Annotated in this window: 16 protein-coding genes; 6 read left to right on the top strand and 10 right to left on the bottom strand. The window is 61.6% G+C overall.

Going from position 1 to position 23,005, the window contains the following annotated elements; all coding sequences use genetic code 11:
• Nucleotides 1-11: 11 nt before the first annotated feature.
• The 6 genes from K426_RS24165 to K426_RS24190 form a co-directional block, all read right to left on the bottom strand.
• Nucleotides 12-899, bottom strand: coding sequence for an AraC family transcriptional regulator (locus K426_RS24165; RefSeq protein ID WP_066563124.1), 888 nt, complete (start codon nucleotides 897-899; stop codon nucleotides 12-14).
• Nucleotides 900-983: 84 nt separating this feature from the next.
• The gene (locus K426_RS24170; RefSeq protein WP_237230177.1) at nucleotides 984-2,363 is read right to left on the bottom strand and encodes a spinster family MFS transporter; all 1,380 of its coding nucleotides are present in this window, start codon (nucleotides 2,361-2,363) and stop codon (nucleotides 984-986) included.
• A gap of 273 nt (nucleotides 2,364-2,636) precedes the next feature.
• Complete coding sequence (locus tag K426_RS24175) at nucleotides 2,637-2,894, bottom strand: hypothetical protein (RefSeq protein WP_066563125.1); 258 nt, start codon at nucleotides 2,892-2,894, stop codon at nucleotides 2,637-2,639.
• Between the two features lie 191 nt (nucleotides 2,895-3,085).
• Nucleotides 3,086-5,518, bottom strand: a complete 2,433-nt coding sequence (locus K426_RS24180) for a TonB-dependent receptor (protein ID WP_066563126.1) — start codon at nucleotides 5,516-5,518, stop codon at nucleotides 3,086-3,088.
• 268 nt (nucleotides 5,519-5,786) lie between these two features.
• Entirely contained in the window at nucleotides 5,787-7,181 is a 1,395-nt protein-coding gene (locus K426_RS24185) for a phosphotransferase (protein WP_066563129.1), read from the bottom strand.
• Nucleotides 7,182-7,301: 120 nt separating this feature from the next.
• Entirely contained in the window at nucleotides 7,302-9,677 is a 2,376-nt protein-coding gene (locus K426_RS24190) for a TonB-dependent receptor (protein ID WP_066563130.1), read from the bottom strand.
• Between the two features lie 350 nt (nucleotides 9,678-10,027).
• Here K426_RS24190 and K426_RS24195 point away from each other — a divergent pair, with 350 nt between their 5' ends.
• The 3 genes from K426_RS24195 to K426_RS24205 all read left to right on the top strand — a co-directional run bounded on the left by K426_RS24195 (nucleotide 10,028) and on the right by K426_RS24205 (nucleotide 14,144).
• Nucleotides 10,028-10,939, top strand: a complete 912-nt coding sequence (locus K426_RS24195) for an SMP-30/gluconolactonase/LRE family protein (RefSeq protein WP_066563942.1) — start codon at nucleotides 10,028-10,030, stop codon at nucleotides 10,937-10,939.
• A 95-nt stretch (nucleotides 10,940-11,034) separates the two neighbouring features.
• Complete coding sequence (locus K426_RS24200; RefSeq protein WP_066563131.1) at nucleotides 11,035-12,657, top strand: GMC family oxidoreductase; 1,623 nt, start codon at nucleotides 11,035-11,037, stop codon at nucleotides 12,655-12,657.
• On the top strand, nucleotides 12,654-14,144 hold the full coding sequence (locus K426_RS24205; protein WP_066563132.1) for an aldehyde dehydrogenase family protein: 1,491 nt from the start codon (nucleotides 12,654-12,656) through the stop codon (nucleotides 14,142-14,144). Before K426_RS24200 ends, K426_RS24205 begins: the two co-directional genes overlap by 4 nt.
• 133 nt (nucleotides 14,145-14,277) lie before the next feature.
• Here K426_RS24205 and K426_RS24210 read toward each other — a convergent pair whose 3' ends face one another.
• From K426_RS24210 to K426_RS32665, 4 genes are all read right to left on the bottom strand, one after another.
• Nucleotides 14,278-15,033, bottom strand: coding sequence for an SDR family NAD(P)-dependent oxidoreductase (locus K426_RS24210; RefSeq protein WP_237230100.1), 756 nt, complete (start codon nucleotides 15,031-15,033; stop codon nucleotides 14,278-14,280).
• Between the two features lie 108 nt (nucleotides 15,034-15,141).
• Nucleotides 15,142-16,320, bottom strand: coding sequence for a hypothetical protein (locus tag K426_RS24215; RefSeq protein WP_237230102.1), 1,179 nt, complete (start codon nucleotides 16,318-16,320; stop codon nucleotides 15,142-15,144).
• Complete coding sequence (locus K426_RS24220) at nucleotides 16,307-17,452, bottom strand: sulfotransferase family protein (RefSeq protein ID WP_237230104.1); 1,146 nt, start codon at nucleotides 17,450-17,452, stop codon at nucleotides 16,307-16,309. Before K426_RS24220 ends, K426_RS24215 begins: the two co-directional genes overlap by 14 nt.
• Before the next feature lie 135 nt (nucleotides 17,453-17,587).
• Entirely contained in the window at nucleotides 17,588-18,481 is an 894-nt protein-coding gene (locus K426_RS32665) for a helix-turn-helix transcriptional regulator (protein WP_237230106.1), read from the bottom strand.
• A 336-nt stretch (nucleotides 18,482-18,817) separates the two neighbouring features.
• Here K426_RS32665 and cysD point away from each other — a divergent pair, with 336 nt between their 5' ends.
• The 3 genes from cysD to K426_RS24240 all read left to right on the top strand — a co-directional run bounded on the left by cysD (nucleotide 18,818) and on the right by K426_RS24240 (nucleotide 22,538).
• Entirely contained in the window at nucleotides 18,818-19,735 is a 918-nt protein-coding gene (gene cysD, locus K426_RS24230) for a sulfate adenylyltransferase subunit CysD (protein WP_066563138.1), read from the top strand.
• A 122-nt stretch (nucleotides 19,736-19,857) separates the two neighbouring features.
• The gene (gene cysN / locus K426_RS24235; protein ID WP_066563139.1) at nucleotides 19,858-21,771 is read left to right on the top strand and encodes a sulfate adenylyltransferase subunit CysN; all 1,914 of its coding nucleotides are present in this window, start codon (nucleotides 19,858-19,860) and stop codon (nucleotides 21,769-21,771) included.
• Nucleotides 21,768-22,538, top strand: coding sequence for a 3'(2'),5'-bisphosphate nucleotidase CysQ (locus K426_RS24240; protein WP_066563142.1), 771 nt, complete (start codon nucleotides 21,768-21,770; stop codon nucleotides 22,536-22,538). Before cysN ends, K426_RS24240 begins: the two co-directional genes overlap by 4 nt.
• Nucleotides 22,539-23,005 lie beyond the last annotated feature (467 nt).

Here is a 23,005-nt window from a genome sequence, read left to right on the forward strand (position 1 = left end):
GCGAAAGCAGCCTATCGACCGGCGCCGCGTTCTTCCCGAAATTCGCGCGGCGTCATGCCGGTGGCCTTGCGGAAAGCGGCGGAAAAGGCTGCGGCGCTCTGGAAGCCGCAATTGCCGGCAATCACCTTGATCAGCACACCGTCCCGCGCAAGCTGTTGCTGCGCATGGGCGATCCTGCGGCCAGCGATATAGTCGGACAGGGTAGTGCCGGTGGTCGCTTTGAACGTCCGGATCAGGTGCCGGGGGCTGGTGCGAATTTCCGCCGCCAGATCCGCGACCGACAGATCGCCTGACAGTTCGGCTTCGATCCTGTCCTTGATCCGGCGCAACCGCCAGCCCGGCATTTGTCCATGGCCGCTACGGTCGTCCTCCGGAGCCTGCCGGAAATGCCGGCACAGTTCGACGACCAGCAACAAAGCCATGCTCTCCAGCACTATATTCTGTCCGAAACTGGGGTTGCGCAACTCTTCCAGCAGGCGCGCAAGCCCCTGACGCACCCGACCGATCTGCACATCGTGGCAGGGCGTCAGATCAGCCAGACTGTCATCCTCGAACAGCTGCATCGCCCGTTCATTTTCAAATGTCAGGCACAGCAGGCTGTGTTCGCCCGGTTCGCTCAACGCCGAAAATGCGCCGCCCTTGGGCAGGAAAACAATATCGCCCGGCGGGTCGGCGAGCCGGCGGTCGGCGCTGAAAAAGCGCGAATTGGTACAGCGCGGGCCGATGGAAAAGTCCAGATAATAGGAATCGGGCTGGTAAACCGCGCGGCTGCTCTGGGTCCAGCCGAAGTGCCGGATATCCGCAAAAATTCCGTTGGCGTGAACCTGTCGTTCGACATGGAAATGCGATGCCGTACGCGGCGCGCACAGGGGCAGATCAGTGCCGATTGCGTTCTGCATCCTCAACCTCCTTGCCATCAGTCGAGTCTGTTCCCGACCTGGAAGGGCCGGGCTATTATTTGCCAATTGGCCGCGGATGGCAAGTCAGGGTTGATCATGATCGTTCACATCGGCGATCATCCATCGGCTCGCCAGCGCGAACAGGCCGGCGGCAAGGATGAAGAAGCAGGATCCGAAGCTGAGCGACAAGCGCAATCCCTGCGCGCTGGCGGCCTCACAGGCCTCGACCGGCCGCTTCACGCAGTCGGCGAGGCTGAGGCCCGCGGACACCCGTGCGGCTTCCCCCAATATGTCGCTGACAAGGCCGATCAGCGGCGGCCCCAGACCATAGCCCAACAGCGAACTTGTGGCGATGATGATGGCCGACGCCATGGCCCGCATATGCGGGGGCGCGACGTCCTGCCCGTGCGCATACATGGCGGGCATGTAGAAATGCTGCCCCATCGAGGCGAACACCATCAGCGCGACGGCAAGACCGACCGTCGGCAGCTGAAAGGCGACGGCATAGAGCGACCCGCACCAGAGCAAGCCGACGGACGGCAGCCACGCCTTGATCCGTGGATAGCGCCGCCCTCCGAAATCCATCAACGGTCCGCCGATAAGCGTGAAGACAATGCCCACGCCCCCGATCACCAGCCCCATCAGCAGCGACGCGGTTGCCAGGGACAGGCCATGTCCGCGCATGAGGAAGGACACCATATATTGCTGGTTGGCATAGCTGCCGATCCCGGCAATGCCGCCCGCGACCGCCACGAGGGCAAAGCTGCGCCGGACGAGCAACTGGCGGACCGTATCGATGAAAGACGCCGAGTGAGAGGGCCCGGGCTGGCTCCGCTGGGGTTCCGGCACAGTGGCACGGAACAGCAGAGCGAGGACTATGCCGGCCATTCCGCAGAGGAGGAAGGCCGTGCGCCAGCCAAAGGCAGCGATAAGGGCACCCCCTGCCACTGCGGCGACAATGGCTCCGACCGGGCCGGCCACCCCGAAAATGGCAATGACAGTCGTCCGGCGCCGTGCGGGAAATGCATCGGAAATCAGAGAATGGGACGCTGGTGTGCATCCCGCTTCCCCGATGCTGACCGCTGCTCTCCCGACAAGCATCTGGAGGAAATTGGCCGCTATCCCGCAAAAGGCCGTCATGACGCTCCACAGCATCAGCGAAAAGGCAATGATTCCGACCCGTCGGCCACGGTCGGCCGCCCGCGCGATCGGGAAGCTGAAAAGCGTATAGAGTATGGCGAAAGCCGGTCCGCCGATCAGGCCCAGTTGAAAATCGCTGAGGTGAAGGTCGACCTTGATCATTTCCTGCGCGACCGAAAACAGCAGGCGATCAATATAATTGAGACAATTCAGGAGAAACAGCGCGACAATTGTCCACGACAATACCGATCGCCTGCTCGCCGGAAACGACATTTCATAGGGCGTCGCCCGCTGCGTAGCATCCATGGATGAAGGATTGTGCATCACTCGTCCAAATCCGTTATAACGACCTTCCTGAGGACTATGTCAATGCCGCGTCGCATTCCCTCGTCACGGCTATCGCCGGCAAGACAAATATCGCGTAATGGACATATTCGTCCGGAAAATGCCTACTGCCCGGATCTTCCGCAAGGTTGCAGAAAAGCCATCGGCGAAATATCGAAATTCTCCGAGTATCGCCAACACTTGCCAACAACTTCGACCTTTCATCCACGCTCTGTGCGACACGGCCGGATCAAGAGTTTGTCGAGCTAGCCCTCATAGGCAGCGACGCCGCTTCCCGCCATATCGTTTTCCGCAATATTCATTCAGATCGCGCATTTCCTTCGCGGCCGCCACCGCCTGTCCTCGATCACAGGGGAATTCCTTTTCGATAAAGGAACGAGATTCCACTCGCTCGCACAATTCCTCAATATCACACCGCGAAAGAATGTTTTTTTCCCGCAAATAGAAGATAAGACTTTGCAATATAATCAAAGCCTTGTCTCCATTATCGACCGATTGATTGACATCCATTCCACGATCCTGGATTGTTAAAATGACGGAACAATTATGCTTTCATGAATTGATTCAGCAGTTACGCAGAAGAGGAGCCGTTAGGCCCCCGACGAAAGATAGGGTTCGCCCTCGCGTGTAAATCGGGATGACCGGATCATAGCGATCAGGTGAAGCGGACATCGCCGCCGCACCTGATCGACGCACTTATGTCAAAAGCGGTAAGAGACCGTTGCCCCCCAAGTGCGCGGCGCCGCAGTAAACCCGATCGCGGTGCCGAACGTGCCATAACCGTTGAAGATGGCGTTGTAATATTTCTCCTGAGTCAAATTCCGTCCCCACAAGGTGAACTCCATGCCGCCGTCGAGCTTGAAGCTGATACTGCCGTTCAGCACGCCATAGGCCTTGAGCCGGCTGAAGCTGTTCTGCGTGTTGATAAAGCTGACAGCCGCCGCGCGCTCTGCGGCGTCGTTGACACCGTCGTTAAGCGCCGGAGCCGTCAGATCAGCGGTGGCATAATCCTGATAGACGGCTGAGGTATAGGCATAGTCGGCATGCAAGGCGATTTCGCCGCCTCTGACTGGAATGCGCTGTGTGGCGCCGACGTTCCAGGTCCATCTGGGCGCGCGCGGAACAATTTCACCGCTTCGATCAACCGTGCCCCCCAGCCCCGCCGCGGTGAATGATCCCGCAGCATATTTCGCCTTCAGCCAGGATATGGCGCCACTGACTTCCATACCCTGCCACGGAATGAGCGTGCCTTCGAACTCGACGCCATAAGCTCTCACATCGCCCGCATTCTGAACAAACTGCGTCAGATTGCCGCCGACCAGAGCATTGACGATATTCTGCGCACCGTTCCGCCAGATATAGAAGCCTGCCAGGTTGGTCCGCAAATGCCTGTCGAGAAAGTCGCCCTTGAACCCGATTTCGGCATCCTTGACCTTTTCCGGCGCAAAGGAACTGGCGTCGGGCGGAGTCGGCCGTGAATTAAGCCCGCCAGCCAATGCGGCACCGCCCGTCTTCGCATAGACGAATTTGCCATTCCCCAGTTCATAGTCGATGCTGACCAGCCATGCGGGATAATCAAATTTGGCGGTCACGGGGTCCGTACAATTGGGGCCGGGCGGGACGAGATTGGCGTTGGTGCCCACGGCGCACAGACCCGTCGGCGGAAGCGTGATCAACCTGCCGTTCGACACGAACGAACCGGAAAAGCCTGGTATCCCGCCAATATAGCCCATGCGGTTGATAGAGCGTTTGTCCCACGTATAGCGAAATCCGCCCGTCACCCGCAACCGTTCGGTCAGATTGTAATTGGCCTGAGCGAACAATGCCTTGGACTCTGATTTATAAGTAGCAAGATTGGTGTTGGCGGGCGCAAGGTTGAAACCGAAATCGGTGTCCTGGAAGACGAGGGACTGCGATTGTTCGTCGCCCGTTTCCTTGAAATAGAATGCACCAAGAATGAATTCCAATTTCCCCAACGTACCCGAGAATTGAAGTTCCTCACTGCGCTGTTTCTGGGAATAGTCGCTGGCATAGGACGCGATCTTGGCGGGCGTACCGTCCAGATCGGTGCCGTCCCCGGTTTCCGCCTCTCGATAGGCCGTTATCGATTTTACCTTAAAATCCCCCAGATCATATTCTATCGTCGCACGAAGGCCCCATGTCTTGTTGTAATTGAAGGGCGTATCGATGTTGGGATTACCCGTGTTGGGGTCATTATAGGTTGTGTAGAAACGACTTTGGGTTTGCAGGAAGCTGGCGAGGTCAAATTGATGGGAATAAAGAGCGAGGCCCGGACCTGTCGGATTGATACCACGCAGAGCGACATTATTGTAAGTATCCTTGATGTCAGCCCAGTCGGCCGACAGGGAGACCGTCAGCGGGACCGCCGAAGGTTCCCAGTTCAGCGTGGCGCGGGCCGCGATGTCATGATCGATACGCGCCGCATCGACCCCCCTGATGGGGTTCGGGCCAAAGCCTCTGCCCCGCTCACCATAGCGCCCCGCCAGACGTAACGACAATTCGTCGCCGGCGATCGGCAAAGTCAGCGCGGATTCGATCGACCAGCTTTCATAATTGCCGACACGACCGGTAATATAGCCGCCGAAATGGCCGTCCGGCTGAACGGTCGTCATGTTCAGGGCGCCGCCTGTCGTATTGCGTCCGAACAATGTTCCCTGGGTACCGCGCAGGACTTCGACGGACGCCAGGTCGAGAAGACCCAGATTGCCGGCAATGGGTCGTCCATAATAAACGCCGTCGACATAGATGCCGACCGCAGGATCGGAAAATGAATTGGGACTGTTCTGAGCGTTACCCCGGATGGCGAGATATATGAGGGACGCGTTCCCGGTGCCGCCCGACTGAACAGACAAACCCGGCGCGGCCCGGCCTACATCCGCCACTTCGACAATCTGGCGTTCAAGCAGGGCGGTCGGATCAAGCGCCGTGACGGCCACGGGAACTGTTTGAAGATTCTCCGAAGTCCGGCGCGCCGTCACGATGATATCGCGCACCGCGTTATTGTCGCCGCCACTGGAGCTTTGCTCGACCGCTTCTGCCGCCTGGCTTATAGCAACACCGCACGCGCTCCACGCGGCGCCGGTCATAAGGATTACCCGGAATATCTTACCCATTTCATCCCCTCCTGTGGTGACTATATTTAATTTATGACGACCTGTTTCTATTTATTGACCGAAATGATATATTTTTATCTTATTATATTTTCAGATAATATTTTATCTTGGCACGATCCGTAGATACTGATTGGGCAAGCATATACTGATTGCCCAGACCAGCTACTCCCTGATCGCTCAATCTGCGGGACGAAGCACATATCGTCGGATAGGTACCATCCCTCGGGCTGGCCAGACGCCCATGCGGGCATATTCAATACCCACACGCCTAATCCCGCCGCAGCGGCTCCATGGGCACCAGAACCAGATGATCGGCGGGCGCGCCAGGCCCCGCGATGACCAGACAATGCCGCAGCGTCCTTCGGTGGAAGAAACGCGTCAGGGCGATATCATCGGCTGGCTTGCTCTTTTCGATGAAGCGCATCAATGCGGCCTCACCCTCGACCGGATCGGCATAGGCTGTACCGAGCAGCGCCTCGATATCCTTGCCATCCTCGTCCCGCAGCCAGTCCCGATAGCGCAGCTGATCCCGGAGATAGTGCGGTATGGATGCGAGAATGTTACGTTGCCAACCCTGTAACGATCCGCTTTCCGGCAGGCGCTCGATTTCCGCCTGCAATTTCTGGAGCGCCAGATCGTTCTGGTCGATGGCGGCGGGCGGCGGGAGCGCGATGTCATCGAGCGTCATGCCCAATATCTCGGCCAAAGCCTCCATGCAGCGCCGTCCGATCATCGGAACCTGCACCGCCGCCTCGACCCAGTCGCCGCCGCGTCCCGTTTCATGAAGCCCGAACAGGGGACCATAAATGGCTTCGGCCAGGAAAGAGACGGTGTGATAAGCGATTGCGTCATAATCGAGCGGCACGCCGATCGCGCGTTCATAGTGATGGAACAATGCGGCGACGTCGCCCATATTCTCGATCGGATGGCGTCCCCGGAAGCAGGCGAGATCGCGCATGGGATCGCCCAGATGACCGATTTCCACATCCAATATGCCGGTGACCTGGGCGCCGTCCGAAAGGAACTGGCCGCAATCGCCCGTGACGAAGGAAATGGATTCCCGATGCCGGGGATAATTACGGCGCAGCCAGCCTGCGCAAAATTCCAGCAGCGGATCGGTGATGCCCTGCTCTGCCGTCATGGCATGAAAGCGCTCGAAATTGTGCAGGGCAATCTCGCGCGGCCCCTGCGGCAAATGGGCTCCCCCTTCGACGAAGGGGCGACTTGGAAGACGATGTATGTCCGCCAATATCTCCATATAGCGCAGGGATGCGGCCCACCGATCGTCGGTCATGACCGATGCGCTTTCGATCGCCTGCTGAACCAGGCCGGGGTCCCGCCCACCTTCTATCCATTCCATCACGATGGTGTTGGGCTGGTCGCACATGCCCAATATGGCGGGAATGGGGACGCCATTTTCATGCAGCGCCCGCTGCATGCGCATTTCATAATCGAGCGGATAGGGATGGGTCGGCCAGGTACGGTCGCCCTTGAGCAGAAAGTCGCGCTTCACACCATTCTGCTGCACGCTGGCGCGCCAGACCGGACGCCAGCGCCGTTGCTTTTCCAGCATGACCTCAGAACAGCCCAGCACATCCTCAAGCCATCGGCTGAGCTGTTCGCGGCTTTCGGCCTGATCCTGATCGGCTTCGGTCTGCGCCATCGACGGTCCTCCCCATAATCCTGCCCTGTCCATTATGGCCGGTGCGTCATCCGCCTTCGTTGGGCCGCGCTGGCCTTTGCGGACAGGACGAGACTGACGCACCGTCCTCAACTCTTGCGGTCAGTCGCCGAACCGATAGCGAACCTCCACGCCATAGGTGCGCGGGGCTCCATAAAACCCGCTGAATATGCCAAGCGCCGCTGATCCGACATTGCTCGAAGCCAGATATTTCTTGTCGAACAGGTTGCGCACGAAAAAGCTGATGTCGGCATTGCTGCCGCCCACGCCGTTCAGGTCCAGCCGTCCGTTGACCAGATCATAGGCGGGCAGAACCTGATCGGAGGAGCGGACTTTACTCGAATGGTAATAGTCCATGCTGACCACCGTTTCCGCAAGCGAGCGCGGTACGGGCAGCGTCCAGCGCAGCCCGGCGGTCACCGTCGTCTTCGCGACCAGATTGAACGGCACCTTGAGCGCTGCGAGATAGGATTGCAGTGCGGCAGGCACCGTCAGCGACCGCGACTTGAGGTCGAGGAAGGTCGCCCCCGCGTCGAATGACAATGTCGACGTCGGCTGAATCCGGGTCGAAAGGTCAATGCCCGCGACACGGGTTTTGCCGGCATTGACGAGCAGCGTCCCGCCGCTCGGATCGTTGCTGGCGTCGCAATCGCCGTCCGGTGATTTTGGCGGGTTCGTGCCACCGGCGGCCGTCGTGCTGCAACTTGCCTGCGTATTGAGGCCGGAAATCGGCACCTGCACATTATTATACCAGCCGACAAAAGGCGACGCGTTGAACTGGAGCTTGACGTCGCCCATGGTGAAGTCGGAGCGGATACCGACCTCCACATCCGTCACCTTTTCCGGTGCGAAGGACTGGAACGGCGCCAGCCTGCCGGCCAGCGTGGGACTGTTGATTCCGCCCGCGCGATAGCCCCGGCGGGTGACCGCATAGAGGAAGATCGCATCCGACGCCTTCCAGTCGACGCCCAGCTGCCAGGTCAGCGCCTTGGACGAGGTTTTGTTGACGCTCGAATTGCGGATAGTTGCCGCCCCGTCCGCGCATTCTTCGGGCGAAACGACGGGCTGGTTATTAAGGCCGCCGCCGACGCAGGCCTCGATCTTGTCCCAGGTGTGGCGCACGCCCAGATTGACGTGCAGCCCGTCCGCGATCTCATAATTGACATTGCCGAACAGCGCCCGGCTCTTTTCGCTGTAGAAACTGTAGTTGAAGCGCGCATCGGTAATACCGGGCAGGATGAAGACGGGAATATAGGTGCCCGACGGCCCGAGCGGCTTGCTGTCAAGGTAGAAGGCGCCGACCAGCCAGTCGAGGCGATTGCCGAGTGCCGATCCCTTCACCTGCACTTCGTCGCTGAGCTGCCGAACATCGGATGTCTGACGGCCGCCGACGATTGTCACCGGAAGCCCGGCGGGGATCGCGCCGCTGCCGTCGGCGATCAATGTCGGCAATCCGTCGACACTGGAATAATAGTCGATCTTGGTGCGCCGATAGCCGAAGATATTGAGGAAAGTGATGTCGTCGGACAGATCGAATTCAGTCCGATTGGTAATACCAAAACGCTTGACCCTTTCGAACGCATCGACGTCCGAATTGATCACGCGCGGACCGCGTGCGCGCTGCAACGCCAACTGGACCAGCGCTGCATTGGCCGTGCCCGTCGCCGTCAGCCCGTTGGGACCGGGCAGCACATCGGTCAGCACGGACGCGCCGCCGACCGCTTCATTGTGATAATAGTCGACAATGACCGTGTTGCGGAACGCGGCGCTCGGCTCGAACAGGATCGATCCGCGGATCGCACGCGAGTTGAGATCGTCGGGGTCGCCGCCGATACCGATATTCCTGGTCCAGCCGTCGCGTTTCTGGATCTGACCGGCGATGCGGATGGCCAGCGTATCCGATGTCAGGGGTATATTGAGTGCGGCTTCCAGCAGCCGGGCGTCGTAATTGCCGTAGGACGCCTTGGCATATCCCCCCAGCTTATAGTCCGGCGCGGTCGGATAATAGAGGATCGCGCCGCCGGTCGTGTTGCGGCCAAACAATGTCCCCTGCGGCCCCTTGAGCACCTGAACCGAGGACAGGTCGTAGGTCGGGATGCTGGAACCTGTGGTGGGGGAAGGCACTTCGGCGAAATAGCTGATGACGCCCGGCGCGCTGTTGCCGGCCAGCGCCTTGGACTGACCCCGGATGGAGAAATTGGTGTTTTCGCGCCCGCCCGACCCGGCCAGGAAAACGCCCGGCGTCTTGATCAGCAGATCCTGCGTATCGCGGATATTGGCCTGCCGCAGCGAATCCGCCCCGAAAGCCACGACGGAAACCGGCGTCTCCTGAATATTCTCGGCGGTGCGGCGCGCGGTCACCACGATGTCGCTGGTAGCGCCCTCCTGCGGCGCAGCGGTGGACGACTGCGCCAATGCCGTCTGCGACGTCGTCAGCAACAGGCCCAATGGCAGTATGAAACCCCGTATTCCCTTCATTCTTCTTCTCCCTGATGGTCAAAGGATGACCGTTCTGATTGAGAGCCGGTCTGTTGCCGGCCTTCCGCCTCTGTAGGTTGGCAGCATGGTCGTTGCCGCCTGCCGCCGGTCAGTTCCCGTCGCCGACCGCACTTTCCGGATTGTCGCCTATGCAAATCTGCCTGCGAGCCACGTCGCTATCCTCTCGGCATTTTCCCCATGGATCGGGTGTGCGGCGGATATGACGCCAATTCGCGCCTTCAATTACCTGTCGAAAGGTGGGTCCGATGTCCGATCATGCCGATATCCACCAGATTTGAGGGCGGCGCACGGTCCGCAGATGCCGTCGGCCCCTAATGGGAAAGGACGAGATGACCTGTTTTGCAAGCGGACTGCTGATGCCAGAGGGACCGATCGCGCAGCCCGATGGTAGCCTCATATTGGTGGAGGTGCTCGGCGGCCGCCTGTCCCGCCTTGGCCCGGACGGCGCGCGCACCACTATGGCCGATCTGGGCGGCGGTCCCAATGGCGCGGCGATCGGTCCTGACGGGCGCATCTATGTCTGCAACAATGGTGGCTTCGGCAAAATGACCCTGCCAGATGGCGGGCTTCTGCCGATCGAGGCGCCTCTCGATACGCCGCCCGGCATGATCCAGGTCGTCGATCCGGCCAGCGGCGCCTTCGAAACCTTATACGCATCCACCGAAGCAACGCCCTTCTGGGGACCGAATGATCTTGTCTTCGATGCAGAGGGGGGCTTCTGGTTCACCGATTTCGGTAGGGATCGCGGCGCGGCGCGAATGCGGGGCGGGCTTTATTATGCCAGGGCGGACGGGTCGGAGATTCGGCTGGCCGCCGGACCATTGGACGGGGCGAATGGCGTCGGCCTCTCGCCCGATGGACGCACTCTCTACGTCGCCCTCACCTATGAGGCGCATCTGCTGCGCTATCGGTTGTCGGCGCCCGGCGTGATCGATAAATCGGCGTCGCCCTCCCCGGACGGGCACAGCATCGTCGGCCGGGCCGGCCCCGGTCAATATCTCGACAGTCTGGCCGTGGACAGCGCCGGACGCATCTGCTGCGCCTCGCCCGGCGAGGGCGCGATACTGATCTTCCCGCCGGAAGGCGGAACGCCCGAGCAGATCGAAACGGGCGACTTTCTGACGACCAATATCTGCTTTGGCGGCGCGGACGGGCGCGTGGCCTTCGTCACGCTGGGCAGTTCCGGCAAGGTCATATGTTTCGACTGGGACGTGCCCGGCCTGCCCCTGGCATTCGGCTGACCTGCTCAGGTCGAACAGCGCCGCCCTGCCGTCTGGCAGGTCAGCCAGGGCCCGCATTGCTGTTTCATCGCGACATGCCTGAGAAAAGAGCGAACATGCCGGCTGATTGCTATGACTATATCATCGTGGGAGCGGGTTCTTCCGGCTGCGTGCTGGCCAATCGTCTGTCGGCCGACCCGACCGTCAGGGTTCTGCTGGTGGAGGCGGGACCGGACGACAGCAGCCCGTTGATCGCCATGCCCCGCGGCATCGGCAAGCTGCTGGCGCCGGGCAATCCCCATGTCTGGGATTACGCCGTTTCGCCCGGCGGGAACGCACCCCAGGAAATATGGCTGAAGGGCCGCGCGGTGGGCGGGTCCAGTTCGATTAACGGCATGGTCTATGTGCGGGGCGCTCCGGCCGATTACGACGGCTGGGAAGCGGCAGGCTGCACCGGCTGGGGCTGGCAGAGGATGGGCCAGCATTTCGTGACGCTGGAGGACCATGTGCTGGGCGCCAAGGCGTGGCGCGGCGCCGGCGGCCCGCTCAAGATCAGCGTCCACCCTTCCGGCGACCCGCTTTGCGAAGCGTTCCTGACCGCCGCCGAGCAGGCCGGGACGCAACGGGTGGATGACATGAACGACATGCCGGCCGTGTCCGAGGGCGGCATGGCCTATCAGCCGACATCTACCTATCGCGGCAAGCGCTTCTTCGCTTCCCGCGCCTTTCTCAAGCCCGTGCGAGGCCGGCCGAATCTGGACGTCGTGCCGCGTACCGACGTCCTGCGCATCCTGTTCGACGGGCAGCGGGCGAGCGGCATCCTGCTGCGCAACAAGGATGGCGTGCATGAGGTCGCGGCACGGCAGGAGATCATCCTCTCCGCAGGCGCGGTGCAGAGCCCCAAGCTGCTGCAATTGTCGGGCATCGGTCCCCGCGCCCTGCTTGAATCGCTCGGCATCCCGATCGTCGTCGATGCGCCCGGCGTCGGCGCCAACCTTCGCGAACATCGCTATCTGGGCTTTACCTACAGGGTTCGGAGGAACAGCCTGAACCAGAAACTGTCCGGCCTGGGCCTCATCATGTCGGCTTTGCGCTATGCTTTCGGATCGAAAGGTCCGCTGACCCATGCGGCGCATGAGGTGGGCGGCTTCGTCAAGACCGATGCCACGCTCGACCGGCCCGACGCGCAGGTCGGCCTGGGCCTCTATTCCTTTCACACGGACGACAAGGGGGCGGTGGCGCTCGACCCCTATCCCGGCATGACCGTCATCGCCTATTATATGCGGCCCGACAGCCAGGGCCATGTCAGGATAAGCTCGGCCGATCCGGATGTCCCGCCGGTCATCGACGCCAATCATCTGGCCACCGATGCCGACCGGAGCCATTTCGTCGCCCTGTTTCGCTGGCTCCGCTGCCTTGCGCAACAACCCGCGCTGAAAGACTGGATCGTCGAGGAAACAGGAAAGACCGTCGGTATAGAGGCGGACGAGAACATTCTTGCCAACGCCATGGCGCTTGGCGGCACATCCTTCCACATTTGCGGGACGTGCCGCATGGGCGCGGATGAAGCCTCCGTCGTCGACCCGCAACTTCGCGTGCGCGGCGTCACCGGCCTGCGCGTGGTCGATACCTCCATCATGCCGACCATCGTGTCGGGCAATACCAATGCGCCGGCCATGGCCATCGCGCTCAACGCCGCGGACATGATCCTGCGGCCCAGTCAGGACCCTGCCCTATGACCGTGTCTTTCACCGCATTCGACAAGCTGTATATCGATGGCGCCTGGGTCGATAGCGGGAGCGAACGCGACGCTATCATCAACCCCGCCACCGAAGCGGTCATCGGTCGCGCGCCGGTGGGCAATGCCGCCGCCGTGCAGGCCGCGATCGCGGCCGCGCGCGATGCGTTCGACACGGGCATCTGGCCGCGCATGGCCATGTCCGAGCGCGCCACGTACCTGCGCCGGATGCATGCCGCCCTGGATGCCCGCAGGCAGCAGATCGCGGCGCTGATCGTCGCGGAAGTCGGCTGTTCGCAGGGCATCACCCAGGGCATGCAGGTCGCCAATCCGCTCGACCATTTGCTGGCCGCCGTCGAACATTCGACGCGCGACGACAGCGTCCGCCTGCCCATCGACATCACCCCCGATCCCTTCAACCCCGACGGGCCGAAGAAAATAGGCGGGACCACCGTGGTGCGCGAGCCGGTGGGCGTCGTCGCAGCCATCACCGGCTATAATTTCCCTTTCCTCATCAATCTGGCGAAGATCGTGCCCGCGTTGCTCGCCGGCAATACGATGGTGCTGAAGCCGTCGCCCTTCACACCCTTTTCCGCGCTGCTGTTCGGGGAGATTGCCGAAGAGATCGGCCTGCCCAAAGGCGTGCTGAACATCGTGACCGGTGGACCGGAGGTCGGCACGACCCTGACCAGCGATCCGTGCGTCGACCTTGTTACCTTCACGGGTTCCGAAGGGGTGGGCGCCGCGATCATGGCGCAAGCCGCACCGACATTGAAGCGCGTGCACCTCGAACTGGGCGGCAAGTCCGCGCTGATCGTCCGTCAGGATGCCGACGTCGCCCGCGCCGCGGGCATGGCGGTCGCGGTACTCTCGGTCAATGCGGGCCAGGGTTGCGCCCTGCTCACGCGCCTCGTCGTCCATAACAGCATCAGGAAGGCGTTCGTCGAAACCGCCTGCGCCATCGCCAGCCAGTTCAGGATCGGCGATCCTGCCGATCCCGGCGTGGCGATGGGGCCGCTGATCCGCGAATCCCAGCGGGAAAAGGTCGAAAGGCTGATCGCCATCGGCCGCGACGAAGGGGCGCGGATCGTGCATGGCGGCGGGCGTCCGGCGGGCCTCGACAAGGGTTTCTTCACGGACATCACGATCTTCGACGATGTCGACAACAGCATGACGATTGCCCAGGAAGAGGTGTTCGGTCCGGTCGGCTGCATCATCGGTTTCGATAGCGACGAAGAGGCGATCCGCATCGCCAACGATTCCCGCTATGGCCTGAATGGCGGCATCGAAACCGCCGACGCCGCCAAGGGCTATGAGATGGCGATGCAGATCCGCGCGGGCAGCGTCATGCTCAATGGCGGGACCGGGCGGATGACCTATGCGCCAATCGGCGGCTACAAGCGCTCCGGCATCGGACGGGAATATGGTCCGGACTGGCTGCACGAATATCAAAATCAGAAGTCGGTCTTCTATCCCATCGGAGGATAGAGAAGCTGCCTAGAGCAGATTCCGATCCGATTGCATCGGCTCGATTGCTCTAGTCTTTTGATTTGACGCGTTTTCCGAGCCAGCAGGTGATTGGCTTGGCCGAACTGGCGTTTCCACCCGCTTCGAAAACGCTCTAGCCGGCGGTAATGCCGCCGTCGACCGCCCAGCAGGCGCCATGCACATGACGCGCGCGATCGGACGCAAGGAACAGAAGCGGTTCGGCCACATCCTCGGGCGGACAGGGCGGGCGCATGCCCGTGTAGCGCGCGAGCAGCCGGGGATCGGCGAAATCGGGGAAGGACATGCCCTGCGTCATTTCCGTCCGCATCGGGCCGGGCGAGAGGACGTTGATCCGCACGGGACTGTCCATCATCTCCATCGCGAGCGACAGCGTCAGACCGACCAGTCCGAATTTGGAGGCGGTATAAGGCGCCAGATAGGCCTGCCCCATGAAACCGGCGGTCGAGGCCACACAGACGATATTGCCCTTGCTCTCGATCAGGTGCGGCATGGCCGCCTGCATGAGAAAGAAGGGACCGGACAGGTTCGAGGCGATGGTCCGGTGCCATTCCTCTTCCTTGATGTCCAACAAGCGGTGAAACATGACATCGGCGGCGATATTGCACAGCACGTCCAGCCGGCCGAACGCCGTCATCGCCGCTTCGATCGCCTCCCTACAGCCACGCGGCTCGCCAAGATCGCAAGCCAGTTCGACACATCGGCCACCCGCGTCGCGGATCAACCGCCCGGTCTCTTCCAGCTTGGCCCGGCTGCGCCCGACAAGGCACAGTGCCGCGCCTTCCCGAGCAAAGGCGAGACTCGCCGCCCGGCCCAGGCCCGACCCGGCGCCGGTGACCAGTACGACCTTGCCTGCAAAGTCCATCCGCATAGTCTTTCCCAAACGGGGCGGCGGCGGGATCAAAAGATGCCGCGCTGAACGCCTGTCATATCGGTGATTACGACGCGGCCAACCTTTCGCCGGATGGGGTCGATCCCGTCACCAGCGCCGTCGCCATTGCGCGCCACGCCGACGGTTACGGATCATCTCGTCCCTCTGCTCCGGCGTGACCAGCGGCGTGTCGCCGGGAAGATGCGACCGAAGCTCTGCCGCGGGCACGAGTCTGAGCGTCGGCTCCGGCCCGGAACTCGCGCCGGTCCAGCGCAGCATCAGCGACCCTTCGTTGCGGCCTGCCGGATCGAGCCAGTTGGGCACGCCCGGATCGTCCAGTGCGATGACGGCGCGGAAGCGGCCGTCGCCGTCGAGCCGCGCCTGCGCTGCGTTGAGGCTGCTCTGATGGTTGATCCAGTCGATCGTGTTCCACAGTGGATCGTTGAGCTGCACGTTCCAATAGCGCACCTGATCGGGCACCGCCGTATCGATGATCATCGCTTCCCCCGGTTCCAGCCGGAAGATGCCTTGATAATAATGCTGCCCGGCAACGCCGCCGCGACCGGCCCAGTCGTCATATTCCAGCCTGTTGACGAAGCCCTGCGCCCGCTGTCGCTGACCATAGCCCAAGGCGAATGCGGCATAGCGTTCGACGAAGGCCGACAGGCGATCGAGCCGATGGGCGATCTCGGCCGCGGGCACGGGACCGCCGCCCACGCGCCGGTCGACCCGTTCGATCGCGATGCGCAGATCGCGCCCCGCGCCCCAGTCATAATAGGCATGGCGCAGACCAATGGTGACCGCGCGCGGGTCGAGCGGGAACCAGTCGCCCGCATGACCCTCCGGCCGCTCGCCGCCCAACAGGATGTCGAATGCGCCGTCCGGTCCCAATGTGCAGGCATCCAGATCGATCATGCCCACCGAAGCCCCCATATCCTCCATCGGTCCCAGACCGCCCGCGACCAGATCGAGAAACACGAAAACCCCATCCCCGCGCGTGCCGGACAACCTGTAAACGCCGCTGCCGTCGATCCGCGCCGCGCCATAGATGAAGTCGGGATTGACCCCGACCGTGTTCAGCACGCTGCTGACCGACGGCACGAAATCGGGATGATCGGGATCGGCGAAGGCCGTCTGATAGCCGGTGGCGAGGATAGCGAAGAACAGGCGGTGCGCCTCGGCCCGGGCCTGTGGATCATCGGGATCGGCCAGCCTGTCCAGCACGCTTTCCGCCCCCGCCATCTGCTCCAGCCAGGCGCGCCACTGGGACGTATTAGAGATAGGCATGGTAGGTCTCAATATATTCGGCGAACCTGTCGCTCACCTGTTCGGCGGTCAGGCCATAATCGGCCAGCGTATAGCTGCGCGGCCCATGCTTGCCCGCCGGATTCTCCCGCAGCCAGCCCAGAATGCCTTTTTCCGAGTCCGGCGTGAAATCCCAGCCGAAATGGTGATAGGCGGCCCGGATGGTCGAAACCGGGTCGGCAACGAGATCCTTGTAGCGCATGTCGTAAATCGGCAGGTCCGGATGCGCCTTGCGGTAATCCATGCAGCACTTCACCCCGTCCCACCAGAGTTGCAGAAATTCGGCGCCCAGCGCATGCAGGTCGAGCCGGTCGTAGGAGGGCCCACGGATGACGCTGATCAGTTGGGAGATGGAGGCGATGACGGTGGTCGGGTCGCGATGCGGCTGGATGAAGATCGCATCGGGATAGACGTGGCGCAGCGCCGGGAGCTTATACATATGCTCCTGAATCTTGAGCACCCAATGCCTGCCGGGATGCCGCCAGCCCAGATGCTGAAGCCACATCTTATGGACCTCGTAACGAAAGGTCGCGTCGATGCCCTTGAACCAGTCGTAGAAGCGGGGAAGATGCTGGAACATGCACGGATTGCTGCTCTGAAACGACGTCGTCATGAACGATCCGCATTCTTGCGGGATCTTGGCGCCGAGCGGATGGGCTTTGAGCAATTCGTCGGCATCACCGCCCAGTTGCGCGCGCAGATGTTCGTCGAAACGGGCGATGCGCGGGTCCGTATCGGCGGTTGCGGCTTCGGGCGGGGGCGATGGCTCGGCCACTTCCCACATCAGCGGCGTGCGGATCTGCGGGTCGCCTTCCATCAGGGCGTGCAGGAAACTGGTGCCGCACCGGGGCAGGCCGAGGATGAAAAGCGGCTGCCTGATTTCGACATTGGCAATGTTGGGATAGCGCGCCCGATCGTCGGCGATCGCCTTCAGCCGGGACAAGTCATCGGCGATGATATGCAGCGCCCGGGCATGGCCATTGGCGTTGAGTGCCCGGTCTTCCTCCATCGAGGCGAGCAGTTGTTCGAGCCCCGGCCGCACATTGTCCCGTAAATAATCAGGCAGCGGATATTGCGCCAGCAGCGCGTCCGCGTCCGGAAATCCAAATGTCATTGCCATCCTCTCTCAAACCGGTCTGACGACCATTTTGGGCAGGATGACCGGTCCGGGCACCGATGAAAAGCGCAGGCGGCCTCGATGTCGCCTATCGGAAACAGATGTCGAAAATTGCGGCTACACCAATGGGCGTCAGTGGATCAAAAGCCGGTCGCGGAACTGCTGCGGCGAACAGCCCTCCATCTGGCGGAAGGCCACACTGAAACTTGCCGTATTGGCAAAACCGCAGCGATAGGCGATCTCCTTGACCAGAAGCGATCGGTCCATCAGCAAGTCCTTTGCCAGAGCCAGCATATGACGGCGACAAAAGGCTGCGGGACTTTCGCCCGTCGCGGCGCGGAACAGGCGTTCATAATGACGGACGCTGATGCCGCGTTCCGCCGCCAACTGCCCGATCTCGACCCTGCCGGGCTGCTCCCGGATATGTGCGACAAGGCCGGCCAGATAGCGCTGGTCGAACGTCCGGCGACTGGTGAATTCGGCTTGCGTTTCCGGGCCGAATTGCTGCACCATTTCGGCTGCAAGCCCGACGCTGATCGAATCCAGAACGAGTTGCGAACACAGCCCCGGCGCCACCAGTTCCTGCTGCGCCCTTAGAAGCAGCGCCCTGACGTGGGGATTGCGCATGTCTATGGTGTCGCGCAGTTGTTGATCGGAAAGTTCCATCGGCAATCCGGTAATCGCGGGAATATCTATTCTGCAAAATAGCGATCTTTGCTCGCGTTCCTGCCAATGCATTTGGAACGGACGCGCGGCCGGATAAAAGCGCACTTCGCCCTGCTCGCAAAAGTCGCAGGCAGAAGCGAGATAACGACCCACGGACGGGAAGTGGGTCAATTCGAAATAGCTGCACGGCGGCGTGAAGACGATCTCGTTCCGTTCCCGCCAGAAAAACCGCCGGACTTCAAAGCGGGCACCAACTGTAGCCTTGGCCGCTTCGAGAGACGTTTCGAATTCCTGCGGGAATATGAAGTCCAGTCTTGTGCCCTCAGCATGACGGGCAGCGTCATAAGGTCTTATCGACATATCGGCCCTTACCTGCGCTCTCTTCTCTCCGGATTATCGTGATGATAGGCGATCGACCTTATCAGGAGAAGCTGATTTATCGGACGATCTCTTCTGGTTCCAAAAATATAATCGGATGATTTCCCTGATACGCGGTTACGGGAAATATTCATATTTTTGACGATAGATACCCAAGATGTTACTGTTATCATCATTCGGATCGGCTACGATCGTACTAGCCTATCCTTGACGGAATCGCTATTCATTTGGCACTTTGAATGCTGATCGATAGCTCGGAATCGACACCTTATATTGCTACCGAGCAGATAGTGTCCATTTGCTATCGGCAGGAATTTCATGATCAAAGAGCCACGGATAGGGCTGACGCATCTCCAGCGCCTGGAGGCGGAGAGCATCCATATATTGCGGGAGGTCGTTGCGGAGGCCGAAAAGCCCGTCATGCTGTATTCCGTGGGCAAGGATTCGGCGGTGATGCTGCATCTGGCGCGCAAGGCCTTCTACCCCTCGCCGCCGCCCTTTCCGCTGCTGCATGTCGACACGACGTGGAAGTTCCAGGCGATGTACGATCTGCGCGACCGGATGGCGCGGGAATCGGGGATGGAACTGCTGGTCTATCACAACCCCGAAGCGCAGGAGCGCGGGATCAACCCGTTCGATCATGGCGCGCTGCACACGGACATGTGGAAGACGGAAGGCCTGAAGCAGGCGCTCGACCTCTATGGCTTCGACGCGGCGTTCGGCGGCGCGCGGCGCGACGAGGAGAAGAGCCGGGCGAAGGAGCGCATCTTCTCCTTCCGCACCGCCAGCCACGGCTGGGACCCCAAGAACCAGCGGCCGGAGCTGTGGAACCTCTACAACGCCAAGAAGAACAAGGGCGAGAGCATCCGCATCTTCCCGATCAGCAACTGGACCGAGCTGGACATCTGGCAATATATCCATCTGAACGACGTGCCCATCGTGCCGCTCTATTTCGCGCAGGAGCGCCCGACCGTGGAGCGCGACGGCATGCTGCTGATGGTCGATGACGAACGCTTCCCGCTGAAGGCTGGAGAGGAGCCGGTGATGCGCTCCATCCGGTTCCGGACATTGGGCTGCTATCCGCTGACCGGCGCGGTCGAGAGCAAGGCGAAGACGTTGCCGGAAGTCATCCAGGAAACGCTGCTCACCACCACATCGGAACGGCAGGGCCGCGCCATCGACAAGGATGCCGGCGGCGCCGGCATGGAGAAGAAGAAGCAGGAAGGGTATTTCTGACGCACTACGGAATGCGAAGCGTTCCCAAGCGTCAACCCCAGCGCAGGCTGGGGTCTTTCGCCTCCTGATACGAACCAGACCAATGCGACCCCGGCCTTTGCCGGGATGACGGGACAGATGACATGACCGACACGCTCGACGAACCTATCTACAAGACCGATGCCCTCATTGCCGAGGACATCGACCAGTATCTGCAGGTGCATGAGCACAAGACGATGCTGCGCTTCATCACCTGCGGATCGGTGGACGACGGCAAGTCGACGCTGATCGGCCGCCTGCTCTACGACAGCAAGATGATCTTCGAGGATCAGCTCGCCGCGCTGGAGGCGGACTCCAAGCGCGTCGGCACCCAGGGGCAGGAAATCGACTTCGCTCTGCTGGTCGACGGCCTTGCCGCCGAGCGCGAACAGGGCATCACCATCGACGTCGCCTATCGCTTCTTCGCCACCGAAAAGCGCAAGTTCATCGTCGCCGACACGCCGGGGCATGAACAATATACGCGCAACATGGTGACCGGCGCGTCCACCGCCGACCTTGCCGTCATCCTGATCGACGCGCGCAAGGGCGTGCTGACGCAAACCCGCCGCCACAGCTATCTGGCGCATCTGATCGGCATCAGGAATATCGTCCTCGCCATCAACAAGATGGACCTGGTCGACTATGACCAGGCGGTCTATGACGGCATCGTCAAGGATTATACCGAGTTCGCCCACTCGATCGGCATCATGGCCTTCACGGCCATGCCCATTTCCGGCTTCAAGGGCGACAATATCACCGGCCCGTCGGCCAACACCCCCTGGTACAAGGGGCCCGCGCTGATCGAGCATCTGGAGACCGTCGAGGTCGATCAGGTCTCCGATCAGGCAAAGCCCTTCCGCATGGCGGTGCAGTGGGTCAATCGCCCGAACCTCGACTTCCGCGGCTTTTCCGGCCAGATCGCGACCGGCACGGTGCGCAAGGGCGATGCGATCCGCGTCCTGCCCTCCGGCAAGACCAGCACGATCAGCCGCATCGTCACGCTGGGTGGCGATCTGGACGAAGCGATCGCCGGTCAGTCGGTGACATTGTGCTTCGCCGATGAGATCGACTGTTCGCGCGGCGACGTGATCGCGGCGTCGGACAATCCGCCCCAGGCCGCCGACCAGTTCGAAGCGACCATCGTCTGGATGGCGGACGAAGAAATGCTGCCCGGCCGCCCCTATTGGCTGAAGATCGGCACCCAGACCGTCACCGCCACGGTCCAGCACCCCAAATATCAGGTCAACGTCAACACGATGGAGCATCTGGCGGCGAAAACGCTGGAGCTGAACGCCATCGGCGTCGCCAACCTGTCGACCGACAAGCAGATCGTGTTCGAACCCTATGAGACGAACCGCACGCTGGGCGGCTTCATTCTGATCGACAAGATCACCAACGCCACGGTGGCGGCGGGGATGCTGCACTTCTCGCTGCGGCGGGCGCAGAATGTCCATTGGCAGGCGACCGATGTCAGCCGCGATTTCCATGCGGGCCTCAAGAACCAGAAGCCGGCCGTGCTGTGGTTCACCGGGCTTTCGGGCGCGGGCAAGTCGACCATCGCCAACCTTGTCGAGAAGAAGCTGGCGCGGATGAACCGCCATACCTTCCTGCTCGACGGCGACAATGTGCGTCATGGGCTGAACAAGGATCTGGGCTTTACCGATGCCGACCGGGTGGAGAATATCCGCCGCGTGGGCGAAGTCGCCAAGCTGATGACCGATGCGGGGCTGATCGTCATCACCGCCTTCATCTCGCCCTTCCGCGCCGAGCGCGAGATGGTGCGGCAGATGATGCAGCCGGGCGAGTTTGTCGAAGTGCATATCGACACGCCGCTGGCCGAGGCCGAAGCACGTGACGTCAAGGGCCTTTACAAGAAGGCGCGCACGGGTCAGCTCAAGAACTTCACCGGCATCGACAGCCCCTATGAAGCGCCGGAAGATCCGGAGATCCGCGTCGACACCACCGCCATGACGGCGGAAGAAGCGGCCGATGCCATCGTTGCGAGGCTGATCCCATGAGCGCGGCGGTGGAAAACATGACCGACGCCGATCTCGCCGCCCATCTGGCGGAGATTGCCGGGCGCATCCTGATCGATGTGCGGGAAAGCGGCCTGTTCAGCCCCAAGGCGCTGGGCAAGGCGGGGGACCAGACGGCGAACCAGTTCCTGTGCCACGCCCTGCGCGAGGTCAGGCCGCAGGACGGCCTGCTCTCCGAGGAGGAGAAGGACAATGCCGACCGGCTCGCCATGAGCCGGGTGTGGATCGTCGATCCGGTGGACGGCACCCGCGAATATGGCGAGGAGCGGAGCGATTGGGCGGTGCATGTGGGTCTGGCCCTCGACGGGCAGCCTGCCATAGGCGCAGTCGCACTGCCGGGTCTGGATGGCGGCACGCTATTGCGCTCCGACCAGCCGGTCACCGTGCCGCCTGCCCCGGACAGGCTGCGCATGGTGATCAGCCGCACCCGCCCCGCCGCCGAGGCGGTCGCGGTCGCGGAACGGCTGGGGGCGGAGCTGGTCCCCATGGGCAGCGCCGGCGCCAAGGCGATGGCGGTCATCCTGGGCCAGGCCGATATCTATCTGCACTCGGGCGGGCAATATGAATGGGACAGCATGGCCCCGGTCGCGGTCGCGGTCGCCCATGGCCTCCACTGCTCGCGGATCGACGGCTCGCCGCTCGTCTACAATAGACAAGACGTCTACCTCCCCGACCTTCTCATCTGCCGCAAGGAGCATGCGGGGCAGATTCTCGAACTGATCGCGGAGGTCACGCAGGTCGCCGACTGAAACGGCCGATCCCGCCAGAGCGGGTCATATGCCCGGTAAGCGTTCACCGATTGTTCGCCCTTAGCGTTGTCTGACGTGCTTTCCACGCTATGTCCTCTATATGGCTTCCTTCAACATCAGATGCCTGACCGAAATCTGCTGGGCCCCGCTTCCAAGCCGATCCACGCCGATGATCGCCGTTTTCACCCTGATTTTTGAACGTCGAGCGATTTTGTCAAAAATTGGCTAACGGGAGCAACCGACCGGTTTCCCCCGTACAATCAAAATCTCAATGGTCGCAGTTACGGCGTCGAAGGCAACGGGAATCGCATTACGTCAACGCTCTACGGCTCCAAGACTGACCTGGGTGGCGGCGGCGCCCGAACAGCCGGCGGTCAACTGATTTGCTGCACCATATGTTGCCGGAATGGCGGAATTCAGCCGCTTTGCGGGTGTGGGAACAAGTCCACTGGCGTTATACATATTGG

The sequence above is a fragment of the Sphingobium sp. TKS genome, assembly GCF_001563265.1.
Classification (GTDB): Bacteria; Pseudomonadota; Alphaproteobacteria; order Sphingomonadales; family Sphingomonadaceae; genus Sphingobium.